Raw genomic sequence first — 11,976 nt, forward strand, 5'->3', positions numbered from 1 at the left:
ACGGCCGGTACTAGGTCATCACACCAAATATCCTTATGAAGTTTCTTTAAATTTTTCGGATGAATATCAAATTTATACTCAATTATCTTGTCATCCATTTGAAAACTCCCTTACGCTTTTCTTTATTCGTATGAGGGAATTTAACAAATACAACTATTGATATATTATTATTTTTTGAACCTCAGCTTTTGCCTTACTCATTATTAAGACAGGCCGCGTATAGTAGTATGTGGCAATTTTTAAAAAATGGAGGTTATTTTTTTGGCAAACTCATCGAATACCGATATTCAAAGGGCTCTCAGAGAGGCTTTGACATCAGGTCTAGGGGACTTCCTACGTCAAGAACCCGCTTCTTCTGAGAGTACGGGGAGAAGAAGGAGTAACAATCGGTCATCTAACAAAAGATCTGGAAACAGTCAGTCTCAAAGTGGAAGATCTGGAAACAGACGGTCAAACAGCACAGGAAACAGCAATCGCCGAAACCGTTCAAGAGGCTCTCGAACTGGAGCTAGATCCTCTCGAGGGAATAGCCGCCTACTAGAGCTGTTCCGCCAAAGACTAGCAAGCAGGCTGGGTGGAGATAATCAGAGGCGCTCTGGAAGATCGCGTTCTCGCAGGTCGCGCCGCTCCTAATTATTTTTAATAGCTGGTTTTATATGGTGGGATTCAGAGATGATATGTTTCATATCATCTCTATTCTATTCTATAAAACACACATAATCTTGGCGATGATCATAAATTACCGGTATGATAAAAGCAGATTGACAAGAAGCGGCAGAGATTGTTTGAAGGATAGGTGAAATTAAATGAAGATTGGCTTAGTGAGACATTTTAAAGTAGCAAAGCCCTTACCTAGGGGAATATACATAACACCAGACTATCTGAATCAATGGTTTTTAGACTATGATTTAGCGGATATTGAATATGGCTCTACAGAACTTGGTGAGATTATCTGGTCTCAATGCTATGTCAGTGATATGCCAAGGGCCATAAAAACTGCCAAACATATTTATACTAGAAATGATATTATTCAGACGGACAAGCTCCGTGAACTGCCAGCACCAAAATATAAAGGAAAGTTTGGACTTCCTTTTATACTTTGGGCTGTGCGAATTCGATTAGCGCCATTTTTTAATAGAGAAACACGTATAGCAGTTGCAGATGCCAAGAAACGAATTGGAGCAACGCTTGACGCTATCCATGAACAAGGCAGTGAAAATGTTCTGATTGTCAGTCATGCAGCTTTGATGGTATATATGCGTAAAGAACTGTTAAAACGAGGCTTTACCGGCCCTTCTTTTTCGACACCCAACAATGGTGAACTATATATTTTCGAAAAATAAGAATCTATTTCTAGAAGAATTTATCATTCTTGTTTCCGAAACAAAGCAGACCATATTCTGCTTACGCCAAATACAGGTTCGGTACCAGGAACTTGGATCATTCTTCTCATTTGAATAACCTTAAAATTCTTAGTAATGTTTAAATTTATCTTCTGGAAGACCTAGTCGCCATGAAGGCTTCTTTCAAGATACACATCCAAATTCGATATCTCGGATCCGCAAGTCTCCTTCTTCAACAAAACTGGCAAGGAGTTAACCCCCTTTGTTTTTACATAAAAAAAGACATCCACTGTTGAGCTGACCCCGAAAAGTTATTATCTAACTTTCAGGGGTCGGTTCACTTTAGGATACCTTTTTTTATTTTAGCTTTTCACCTGATATTGATAATAGTCTTGTTGTCCAATTACCTTAAATCCGCACTCCTCGTAGAGCCTAAGCGCATGAGCATTTGTCGCTTCTACCTCTAGATAAATAGCATTCCCTCTTGTTTCTTCCTCAAGAACCACTTGCTTTAGCACTCTCCTGCCAAAGCCGCAGCCCTGAAACTCTGGAAAAATAGCAAACCCGTAAATCCAGGTTTCTTTCAACTTACGATCAATTCTAATCTTGCCAATCGTATTTCTTTGTTTCTCAACCTCAATCATAAAAACCTGTTCTGATTCTTCAGCTCTCATACGCTTATGAAAGGATCGTGCATCCTCTTCTGAAAAACCAAAACATTGTATATCTAATAGAATTTCTACCTCTGTATCTTCAAGCGTAGAAGGACGCATCCGGACGCCATCATAATCGACGAGTTCTGTCTTCCCCCATTTCATTTGGTATTCAGCAACAGCAAATTGACAGGATATACTTTGTAAAAATCCCTTTGCACTCGCTGATTTAGCCGGGGCATTCAGTAAGATTGTCTTATATTTTCTTTCTAGGCAATCATTAATTCCTGCTTCCATAAGTTTTGTAAATATCCCGCGTCTGCGATAATCAGGATGAACCATTCCGCAAATTTCTGCTTTATCTCCAAAATCATATACTGCAGCAAAGCCTATGAGCCGGTTCATTTCATAAAAGAAATAATCAGAATCCTTTCTTTTTCGACTTTTCAATGTACCCCAATTTAACTTCAGCTTAAAACCTTCTATCTCACAGATTTGCTGCAGTTCTTCTACTTCTTTCAACTGAACTTCATTCAATTTCTCCAACTCCCAAAGTTCTTTATAAAAATATAATACCAAATCCCCACTTATATTCATGTACAAAATTACTAGTACGCAAATATTGCACTTCCCTCTTTATTCCTATTTATCACGATTAACCATATCCAACAGTGCATTCACCGCTCGTGTCAGCTCTTCTATTTGCTTCTCAAACTTTAGTAGTAAGTAAAAGGATACGACCGTTGGAAATCCAAAGTTATTCAGAATAGCGATCCAATTTGAACCATCTTCCATCTTCATCGCCTCTTCCTTTTCTATTTACTACTCAAAGTGAAATATTATCAAAAAAGTAAATTTAGCCCGAACGAATCATAGAAATAAGAACAAATGTTCGTTTATAATTGATTTACACGTTAAAATTTCACTTTATAGAATAAAGGAGGGCGAGATACTTTGAATAAGACAACGATACTTTTTCTTTCGAATACGTTTGATTGCCTGATTGTGAAGCATCAACGTTTTTTTGAACAACCAATCATTAAGCTGTTTTTACAGCAACCTGCAAATCGTGCTAGTTTCCTTGCAGCGCTGGAAAACCCTACAACTCCTTATGTTAGTGAACTCAATGATAAATTTGAGTTTTTTTATTACCGCACACGTATACAAAAATACCTTTGTTCGCTCATCCATTTTTATTCAATCGATTACGATAAACGAGAACGGAAGTACAGAGAGCGTTATCTCTCTATTCTCGACAAACCCGCTTCTGAATTTGAAAATGGCACAAGCCTTCTGGATTTGCTTGATTATGATGTGGATATGGACAGGTATAATTATCAACTCGAGCTATCCTCGATCTTAAGTGATGAAGATTTAATTTTTGCCATTCGAAAATTAACGCGTAAGCAAGGAGTTGTGTTAAGCCTATTCTTTATTAAAGGTTATTCGAATAAAGAAATTGCCGCCTATTTCCAAGAAACACCGCAAAACATTTCAAGTATTCGTAAACAAGCGATTCATAAAATCAGACAGAATTATCTTAAGAGAACCACGATCAGAAAGGAGAATAAGCATTGTGGCTGAAAAAATTACAAAAAGCGAGCTGCTTGAACTACTCAACACACTTGAACCAAAAATTAAGAAATCATTGTGGAATACCCGGCTTCAGGATCAAGAAGATTTAGAACAGGATATAAAGGTAAAAATTCTTGAGTCATATGAAAAAATTGCTGATATTAAAGTCCCTAATTTTGAACAATTTCTTGGAGATTATTTATCAACTGAGAAAAAGAAATAATGAATGCCTCTACCAAAACACAACAGCAGCCCTCCTTAATGGAGTGCTGCCGTTTTTATTTACTTTACTTCCTCAATTGTAAAGTCTACCTTAACATTAGAAAGAAAATTTGCCATGCGATCAATTGTTAATTCAATGCGGGGGGTAAACATCGGTATTAAGAAATATCCATGAATTAAGCCCGCTTCACATTTATATTCAACCTGAATGCCTGCTTCGACCAGTCTTTTCGCATAGGATAGTCCATCATCCCTAAGCACATCGTATTCTGCCGTAAAAATAAGGGCAGGAGGCAGGCCCCTTAGATTCTCTGTTAACAGCGGGGCTGCCAAATTGTTCTGCAAATCAGCTCGAGATTCAGCATAGTGGCCTGCAAACCAAGTCATTAATTCCTCTGTAAGAATAAATCCTTTACTATATTTTTGATATGACTCTGTCGTGAAATCAAAATCTAAGCTCGGATAGAGTAATACTTGGGCCATGATGGATGGACCCTTTCGATCTCTGGCTAAAATGGTCACGGCAGCCGCTAAATTCCCTCCTGCACTATCACCACCGACAATCACTTTCTTACGATCACCCTTTAATAAACCGGCATTGGCTTCAACCCATTTTAAAGCTGTAAAGCAATCTTCTAATGGGATAGGAAATTTATACTCTGGTGACAACCGGTAATTCACGGAGATGACAACTGCATTTAGGTGGTCCGCCAGCATTCTGCAGGTAGAGTCAGCAGTTTCCAAATCACCAATGACCCATCCACCGCCATGATAGTAAATGAAAAGAGGGAATGGCCCATGTCCTTCTGGTGTATACGTCCTTACAGTAATGCGACCTTTCTCTACTGGAATTTCATATTCTTTAGTCCTCCCAGTACCTGCTGAAATCGATTGTTCTACTGGCAATTGTGATAGTAAATCCCTGACAGTTTGTGGATTCAGTGTATGAAGCGGCGGAATCCCGGACATCATTTCAAGATAAAGCTTGGCCTGTGCATCTAGAACCATCTTCCTCATCTCCTCTGAATTATTAACCTGCTATAAAATCTATGTATTTTCACATGGAAAATAACTAGATTCCCCTAGTCAAACTACCGCTGTAGAATCAATCCTTACCTGCAGGAGTCAGCGTCAGCACTTTACCTTTTACATTTTCTAATTGGGTAAGATGATATGTCCCCTCTGCCCAGCTAGTCATTTGATCATGATACCATTTACTTTTCACATTGCCTGATTGACCTGGTCCCACTAGATGGTAGGCCTGCTTCATATTCTCTATATCAATGACAAATCGCCAGGATCCGCCATGATTCACAATTCCATCAGACTTAAAGGCTGCTGCCTGAACAGTCACATTACTCCCGCCGACTGGAATACTGCCTTCCTTATTAAATAAATAATTCAGAGGTGATACACTCGATAATGGATGTGAAAAGGAAAGTTGATGGTACTCTCCCCAGTGCCAATCCGCAGGATCACTTCCCTGCATCTCCTTAATATCAGTCACCGTCTTCTGAAAAGATTCTGACAGTACCTTTTCTAGACCCCCATTATCTTTCATCCAAGGTCCCTCGTTCCCTTCCAGCGCTCTGCGCAGTAGTTCATCTACCGCTTGTCGTTTGCCCTTAAATAGAGCAAGTGTATCTTCAGGGATTTGTTTCACAAACAATACCTCAGCTATATTTTGCATCCAAAGATTAAAAACGAGGGGCGCTGCCTGGTCTTCACTATCAATAAAGTTCCATTTATCTACAATATCCAACACTTGCTGGTCTTCTTTTTTGACTGAACCATTCAGTACCTGGACAAGCTGCGGAGCAAATTCTTTTGCCTGCAGATTTTTTTTATCCATTTGGAGATTCTGCATATCTTTGGCTGTCAGCTTTTCATTTGTTTGCAGTACTTCCTGAATTCTCATTTGCCGATAGGGTTGAGCCCAATCATTACTGATATGATACGGATATTCATCAGATATGACTTTATTGTTAGCCGTTGAGATAAAACCTTCCGCAGGGTTTACAACTTTAGGAAGCTCATCAAAAGGTATAAATCCTGTCCATTCATACTCATCTGTCCAGCCTGGAACAGGGAGTAAGCTATCACCCTTCTTCCGAATGGGAATGCTGCCATTTGCTTTATATGCAATTGTGCCATCCGAAGACGCAAATACAAAATTCTGGGCCGGAGTTTCAAATCTAAGAAGAGCCTGCTCAAATTCATCCCAATTGCTTGCTTTATTCATATTCAATATCGCCTCAAGTTCGGCTGATGGATCGAGTGCAGTCCAGCGTAATGCCAAAACGGTATCCTTCCCGCTTTTACCTGCAAACTCTGAAATAACAGGTCCATGGCGAGTCACTGTTACTTCATAATCAATTGTCTTCCCGTCCTTAACTTTAATCGGTTCCTTAATTATTTCAGCAGCTTCCCACTTATCTTGATAGGAAAATTCAGCAGCATTGGCAGGATTCCTTTTTTCAATATAAAGATCTTGGACGTCAGGTCCTGTATTGGTTACGCCCCATGCAATGGTTTCATTATGACCTAGAATGATTCCAGGGACTCCTGCAAATATGACACCGCTTACATTTACATTTGGGTTTTCTAAATGCATTTGGTACCAAACCGATGGTGTGGCAAGCCCCAAGTGAGGATCATCAGCAAGTAGCGGCTTCCCTGACTTCGTTTTGCTCCCGCTTACAACCCAATTGTTACTGCCATTATATTCATGAGGAATCACGGCATTTGCAAAACTCTTATCAATATCGAGTGACTCTTTTCCAATTATGTACGGAGATCCTTTTGGATAATCTGGAAATAAATCATATGCCTTATCTTGAGGAAAATTCTCCAGCAAATACTGTCTAAATGCCTGTGACTCCCAATTTCCGCCAAGATCGAAAGCCATATATTTACCAATCGTTAATGAATCAACAGGTGTCCATGGCTCAGGCTCATAACTAAGAAGGGTAAATTCAATCGGCCATTTCCCATTTTCCCTAACTTGTTCCATATATAGATTAACACCTTCAGCAAAGTAATCCAGTGTGGCTTTACCGCTGTCTGTATATTGATCATAGGATGCCTCGGCTGCTCTTCTTAACCCCAAAGTCAAAAAGAATTTGTCATTATTAAGTACTTTATCACCTATAACTTCACTTAGCTGTCCAGATGCCTGACGCCGGCTTAAATCCATCTGGAACAATCGATCTTGAGCTTGGATATACCCCTGAGCTAGATAAAGATCATGTTCATTATTTGCCTTAATATGCGGCACACCCGAAGCATCTCTTGTCACCGTTACCTCCTCTGTCAGTCCAGGAAGCGAAATTTCTCCTTCTGTCTGCGGCAATAATCGATTGAGGTATATAGTACCGCTTAACCAAACAGCAAGAAGCAAGAAAAGGAGAATTGCTCCAATCCATAATACACGTTTTTTCCACTTACGCTTTGGCTTAATTTGAGGTAAAACTGCCTCCATTTCATCACCTCTCCCTATTATGTTATTCATCCAGCTTTTTTGCTCTAACCTTATTATTCGACTACTGCACCTTACATCCCTACTTTAATTTATAAAAACAAAAAAACACAGGCACAAAGCCAAGTTAAGAAACAACTTGAGCTTTGCCTGTGTCCTTATACGTCACAAATCTTTACCGCTGATAACACATCAGGATAAATGACTAATTCTTCCAGCCCCTCATTTAAGTGACGGGCATCTTCTTTTAAGGTCTCTGTCAATCCCGACAAATGATAGGAGATACTAACTGCTTTTAACGAAGAACACAACTGATAAATTCGTTCAGCATCTGACTTTTCAATGACATCGAAATTAGATAAATCAATAATTAACGTATGAATTTCTTTTTTTCTGCAAGATATAAGTGTCTCACGAAGAAATACAGCCGAATATTTTTGATCTTTATTTGGATAAAGAGAAACCAGACCTAATCCTTCTTTAAGTAAGATGGCTTGGGGAGGTGTATCTTCATTCATACTTGCCTCATCTTTTAAACGATCCTGATTTGCTTGTTTATAATATTGAATAAATGATTCAATAATTTCTTCAAAAGCAATGTAAACCAAATCACTCCAAAGTAAAATTTCCTTATGGGCCACTTTTTTATCATTTAGTTGAACAAATTCTCCAATCGCTTCCCAAAAGATCATTCTGATTCTGCGCAGCTCCACAATTACTTGATGAATAGAGGCTTTCTTTGCATGAAGTTTACCTGCAACCTGCTTAATCCAGGTATCAAGCGAAGAAAAAAACAACCCTTGTTCGACGAGAAATACCTTACTGAGATGGATAATAAATAATTGATTTTGATAGGTTATTTTACTCAGCTGCACTGAATCATCAGTTGAAAATAGGGATACCCACTCGTCATTAAAAGATTTGGCCCATGTAGTTGAGATTTCAGCAGAGTGGTCTAATAAAAATGTATATAGTTCTTTATTGTTATGCATATCTGATCATCCTTAAAGTGTGTAACATTATCATTAAAATAAGTCAGATTAGGAATCGTAAAGCAGCAGCAGGAGACTCCTGCTGCTGCTTTGACTTCTCAAAAAGACCATACTTCATAGTTATAATACCCTTACTTATAGATCTTAAACACCTTAAGAATTACTCATTAGCTAATCGGCCTTATTTCCAATCCTCTCTTTTTTAATAACTCATTTATAGCCTGCCGAAAGGATGAATAAATTAAAACCTTGCTAAAAATACCGTTTCCCGTTATTTTTCTAATGACAAAAGACGAAAAACCAACAAAGATTGTTTTTGTTCCTATCGAAGACAAAGAATGAATCATTTTCTCAAGAATTGGAAATAAGTTTGAATCCTGTTCTGATATTCCCGTAAAGTCTATAATCACGCTATCTGCCTTTAAAACCTTGCATTCATTGACTATCTTTCTTTGCAAATCCTTCATTCGGTCTTCATTCAACTCGCCGCTTAGCGGGATATGAAGGACTCCATCCAGCACAGTTGGAACAATAGGCGTTGATAATGTTTTTATTAGAGATTGTTGATTCTTTATATGCTTTAGAGATTCTACTGTTAGATCTGCGGTTTCCTTGTAATGATTAACGAAACCCAAACTAATACTTCGAAGGGAAATATCTAATAGTGCATCGATAATGGACATTGCTTTCAAAAGTATGTTTACAGAATATTTCTGGTTACTTACTTCTTCTTCAATAAAGCTCCAAAAGAGATGACGGCTGTTCATTGTATTCTCTATTGCCAGATTAATAGGAGACCCGCTTTCCACCATCACTTTGCCTAAATTTAAACTAGCGCTACTCATCTTTTTTTCTGCTTGTTCCTTTCCATAAATTAATGCTTCTCCTTGTATTTGTACAAGATCTGCACGCCATTCTCTTACCATTACTCCGCCAAAAGAGAAATGATCATTTTGAAGAAGATCAATATGCTCAGCAAGTATATATTTATTTTTAATTAGCTTTTCTCCTAATCGCTTTAATTCTTCCATGCTTGCCTCCACCACCGCTAACTAATTTATTCTAGTTAATACGTACTTTCTCTTATAACGTTAATAGCCTAATTATCCATTTTAAAACATCGATATTTTATTCAGATTTTTCTGGATGTTTGTATACTTCTCAGTTGGGTAATATATAAAAACTGAGTATTTACCAGTCATCTTTTTGGGGGGGATATTTATGTCTAACAAAAATAATGATAATGAAACAGAAAATATGATGGACCTGATTCGCTTAATTAATGCTAAAAATCATGGCAGAAGGATTAAGAAAATTATGAAAGAAAATAAGGCTGAAGATAAGAAAACCAATTAGAAATAAAGAGCTCTCACCTAAGACCTAGGTGAGACCTCTTTTCTGTTTATACTTTGAATGTGTGTGTCATTTCTTGCATGTCTCTTGCCAATTTAGCTAACGTATCGGCGAACGTACTTATTTCTTGGATAGAAATTGCTTGTTCCTCAGTAGCTGCTAACACACTTTGAGTAGAGGCAGCCGACTCTGCAGCAGCATTGGTGATCATATCCATAGATTTTACAGCACTATTTGTTCCAGAAGTCATCTGTTCAATCGCAGCAGAAACTTGGGCTACTTGTTCAAATACGGAATTAACTGATTCCTGAATCTGTGTAAAAGATTCACCTGCCTCTGACATCACATTGATTCCGTCGCTCACTTCTGCATTAACGGATTCCATGGTATCAACCACCTGTCGTGTTTCAGTCTGTATATGAGAGATAATTCCGGTAATTTGCTGGGTAGCATGCCCTGATTGTTCTGCTAACTTCCTTACTTCATTCGCAACAACTGCAAATCCTTTTCCTTGCTCTCCTGCTCTCGCTGCTTCTATTGCAGCATTTAAGGCCAACAAGTTGGTTTGAGCTGATATCCCTGTAATTACTTCGACAATCTTTCCTATTTCATTTGATCGTTCACCTAATCCCCTGACTACTCTCGCTAACTCATTGACATTTGAATAGATGGACTCCATCTGTCTTCCTGCAGATTCAATAGAACTGGTTCCGGCATCGGCTTTTTCCATCGATTTATTTATACTTGAAACTACGGTCACGGCGTTAGTAGAAACTTGGGCTAGACTTTCAGACATTTGATGGATCACATCGGAAGTTTCACTAACACCTCTCACCTGATTATCTGCTCCACGAGAAATCCCTTCAATAACTGTTGAAATATGTTCTGTAGCTTGATTTGTTTGTGCTGTGCCTTGAGCCAAGTTGATCGAAAAGTCAGTCATATTTTTCGATGACTCTTGAACCTTATTTAATACATTAGACCATGAATCGACCGCATAATTTACACTGATCGCCACAGATGCAAGAAAACCTAGATTCTCCGATTCTAGACGGTCCCTCATATCTCCATCTGCCAGTTTTTTGAAAAACGTATTAATCTTTTCTATCGGTTTAATAAATCGTCCATGATTAATAAAAGCTGAAATCACCCCGACAACCCCGCCCATTAACGTAATACATATAAGATTGATAACAAAACTTTTTCCCTCTATTCCGTTCATGATACAAACAAAAAACCCAATCGTAAATGTTGCTGGAATGACAATGATACTCGTTCGTAAAATATATTGGAAAAGCTGCATAGACCCAATCTCCTTACAATTATTTTTAAAGCGCTTACAAGATTAAGACTATTCTTTGTTTCAATCTTGCATAACTATTATACTATAAACACATCCAATTATTTGGTTTTTTTTACCTTATGGTTACTGACAGAAAAAAAGCCGACCGCGAATGCGAAGTCAGCCTATTAGTTCTACCTTACCCTCTGTATAGATAATAAAAAATACAATCAGAATAAATACACCACTTATCAGAAAACCCGCCCATGCGAATTTTTTTTCGTTTCTAATAAGGTCTTTTCTTTTAAATATTCCGAACAAACACAGCAAGAAGGCTGGGTAGGTACAAACTAAAAATAGCAAAGCAAGTAAACCATAAACAAAAATATTAGCTGAAATACCTGCCATGATCATACCAATTAAAATACCACCAGAAATTAACGCTCCAATACTTAAATAAAAACCTACTACACTTTTATTCATACATCTACACCTCAAGTTATCCGTTAGCGGAAGAAAGTCTACTCGTAAGCTATCATACCACTTACCGCTGCCCCATCGAAAATAATCATACAAAAAAACCCGTAAATCATATTTACGGGTATAAGCATATAGCGGTTATCTCCATCTTGTATTTCGCATAATTAATGACACGATAAAAACCACTATGATTGCCCCAAGAAGTGCAGGAATAATGTAAAATCCGCCAGTAGCAGGCCCGATTGAACCTAGAATGGCCGAACCAAGCCATGCTCCTATAAACCCAGCAACGATATTCCCAATGACTCCACCAGGCATATCACGTCCAATTATTAAACTCCCCAGCCAGCCAATAATCCCACCAACAATTAACATCCAAAGAAGTTCCAAGCCTCTTCCACCCCCTTCCCTTGAAAATATATTAAGGGAATAGACAAGTTAGAATAGCTAGTTGGAAAATAATATAAATAAACACCCAACTTTGAAAGGAACCTGAGTAGAACAGGCGAGGAATCAGCCATATTGACTGTCTTGCGTGTGTGCTTTATTAACCCTTTTTATCTTTATCCATATATTCTTGTATCTTTTTTTCTTTCCA

At 38.1% G+C, this 11,976-nt stretch carries 13 protein-coding genes; 4 read left to right on the top strand and 9 right to left on the bottom strand.

The window, feature by feature from the left end:
* Window positions 1–806 precede the first annotated feature (806 nt).
* Window positions 807–1,343: a histidine phosphatase family protein gene (locus AC52RT_RS17990; RefSeq protein ID WP_340846968.1), complete on the top strand. Its 537-nt coding sequence runs from the start codon at window positions 807–809 to the stop codon at window positions 1,341–1,343.
* 362 nt (window positions 1,344–1,705) lie between these two features.
* Here the strand turns inward: AC52RT_RS17990 and AC52RT_RS17995 are convergent, their stop codons facing one another.
* Together AC52RT_RS17995 and AC52RT_RS18000 are read right to left on the bottom strand one after the other, a co-directional pair.
* Window positions 1,706–2,533 carry a GNAT family N-acetyltransferase gene (locus tag AC52RT_RS17995; protein WP_495542020.1) on the bottom strand — a complete coding sequence of 276 codons (828 nt, stop codon included), beginning with the start codon at window positions 2,531–2,533 and terminating at the stop codon, window positions 1,706–1,708.
* Between the two features lie 105 nt (window positions 2,534–2,638).
* Window positions 2,639–2,797, bottom strand: coding sequence for a YvrJ family protein (locus AC52RT_RS18000; RefSeq protein WP_495542021.1), 159 nt, complete (start codon window positions 2,795–2,797; stop codon window positions 2,639–2,641).
* Between the two features lie 153 nt (window positions 2,798–2,950).
* Here AC52RT_RS18000 and AC52RT_RS18005 point away from each other — a divergent pair, with 153 nt between their 5' ends.
* Window positions 2,951–3,580, top strand: coding sequence for a sigma factor-like helix-turn-helix DNA-binding protein (locus AC52RT_RS18005; protein WP_495542022.1), 630 nt, complete (start codon window positions 2,951–2,953; stop codon window positions 3,578–3,580).
* Window positions 3,573–3,794, top strand: a complete 222-nt coding sequence (locus tag AC52RT_RS18010) for a hypothetical protein (RefSeq protein WP_495542023.1) — start codon at window positions 3,573–3,575, stop codon at window positions 3,792–3,794. Before AC52RT_RS18005 ends, AC52RT_RS18010 begins: the two co-directional genes overlap by 8 nt.
* A gap of 59 nt (window positions 3,795–3,853) precedes the next feature.
* On the opposite strand, the gene lipP1 is transcribed toward AC52RT_RS18010, so the two are convergent.
* The 4 genes from lipP1 to AC52RT_RS18030 all read right to left on the bottom strand — a co-directional run bounded on the left by lipP1 (window position 3,854) and on the right by AC52RT_RS18030 (window position 9,294).
* Window positions 3,854–4,801 carry a LipP1 family hormone-sensitive lipase gene (lipP1, locus tag AC52RT_RS18015; protein WP_495542024.1) on the bottom strand — a complete coding sequence of 316 codons (948 nt, stop codon included), beginning with the start codon at window positions 4,799–4,801 and terminating at the stop codon, window positions 3,854–3,856.
* Window positions 4,802–4,898: 97 nt separating this feature from the next.
* The gene (locus AC52RT_RS18020; protein ID WP_495542025.1) at window positions 4,899–7,274 is read right to left on the bottom strand and encodes a penicillin acylase family protein; all 2,376 of its coding nucleotides are present in this window, start codon (window positions 7,272–7,274) and stop codon (window positions 4,899–4,901) included.
* Between the two features lie 155 nt (window positions 7,275–7,429).
* Window positions 7,430–8,263 (bottom strand): STAS domain-containing protein, encoded by an 834-nt coding sequence (locus AC52RT_RS18025; RefSeq protein ID WP_495542026.1) that lies wholly within the window; start codon window positions 8,261–8,263, stop codon window positions 7,430–7,432.
* A 167-nt stretch (window positions 8,264–8,430) separates the two neighbouring features.
* The gene (locus AC52RT_RS18030; protein WP_495542027.1) at window positions 8,431–9,294 is read right to left on the bottom strand and encodes an STAS domain-containing protein; all 864 of its coding nucleotides are present in this window, start codon (window positions 9,292–9,294) and stop codon (window positions 8,431–8,433) included.
* Window positions 9,295–9,484: 190 nt separating this feature from the next.
* On the opposite strand from AC52RT_RS18030, the gene AC52RT_RS18035 reads away from it, so the two are divergent.
* Entirely contained in the window at window positions 9,485–9,619 is a 135-nt protein-coding gene (locus tag AC52RT_RS18035; RefSeq protein ID WP_268870053.1) for a hypothetical protein, read from the top strand.
* Window positions 9,620–9,665: 46 nt separating this feature from the next.
* Here the strand turns inward: AC52RT_RS18035 and AC52RT_RS18040 are convergent, their stop codons facing one another.
* The 3 genes from AC52RT_RS18040 to AC52RT_RS18050 form a co-directional block, all read right to left on the bottom strand.
* Entirely contained in the window at window positions 9,666–10,919 is a 1,254-nt protein-coding gene (locus AC52RT_RS18040) for a methyl-accepting chemotaxis protein (RefSeq protein ID WP_495542028.1), read from the bottom strand.
* Window positions 10,920–11,078: 159 nt separating this feature from the next.
* The gene (locus tag AC52RT_RS18045; RefSeq protein WP_495542029.1) at window positions 11,079–11,381 is read right to left on the bottom strand and encodes a hypothetical protein; all 303 of its coding nucleotides are present in this window, start codon (window positions 11,379–11,381) and stop codon (window positions 11,079–11,081) included.
* Window positions 11,382–11,516: 135 nt separating this feature from the next.
* On the bottom strand, window positions 11,517–11,768 hold the full coding sequence (locus AC52RT_RS18050) for a GlsB/YeaQ/YmgE family stress response membrane protein (protein WP_475731414.1): 252 nt from the start codon (window positions 11,766–11,768) through the stop codon (window positions 11,517–11,519).
* Window positions 11,769–11,976: the final 208 nt, after the last annotated feature.

The organism is Peribacillus sp. (assembly GCF_059453735.1).

Bases quoted from the DNA above. Each gene is read 5' to 3' on its own strand.
- AC52RT_RS17990 (WP_340846968.1), top strand. From the start codon at position 807: ATGAAGATTGGCTTAGTGAGACATTTTAAAGTAGCAAAGCCCTTACCT.
- AC52RT_RS18000 (WP_495542021.1), bottom strand. From the start codon at position 2,797: ATGAAGATGGAAGATGGTTCAAATTGGATCGCTATTCTGAATAACTTT.
- lipP1 (WP_495542024.1), bottom strand. From the start codon at position 4,801: ATGGTTCTAGATGCACAGGCCAAGCTTTATCTTGAAATGATGTCCGGG.
- AC52RT_RS18020 (WP_495542025.1), bottom strand. From the start codon at position 7,274: ATGGAGGCAGTTTTACCTCAAATTAAGCCAAAGCGTAAGTGGAAAAAA.
- AC52RT_RS18025 (WP_495542026.1), bottom strand. From the start codon at position 8,263: ATGCATAACAATAAAGAACTATATACATTTTTATTAGACCACTCTGCT.
- AC52RT_RS18030 (WP_495542027.1), bottom strand. From the start codon at position 9,294: ATGGAAGAATTAAAGCGATTAGGAGAAAAGCTAATTAAAAATAAATAT.
- AC52RT_RS18035 (WP_268870053.1), top strand. From the start codon at position 9,485: ATGTCTAACAAAAATAATGATAATGAAACAGAAAATATGATGGACCTG.
- AC52RT_RS18040 (WP_495542028.1), bottom strand. From the start codon at position 10,919: ATGCAGCTTTTCCAATATATTTTACGAACGAGTATCATTGTCATTCCA.
- AC52RT_RS18045 (WP_495542029.1), bottom strand. From the start codon at position 11,381: ATGAATAAAAGTGTAGTAGGTTTTTATTTAAGTATTGGAGCGTTAATT.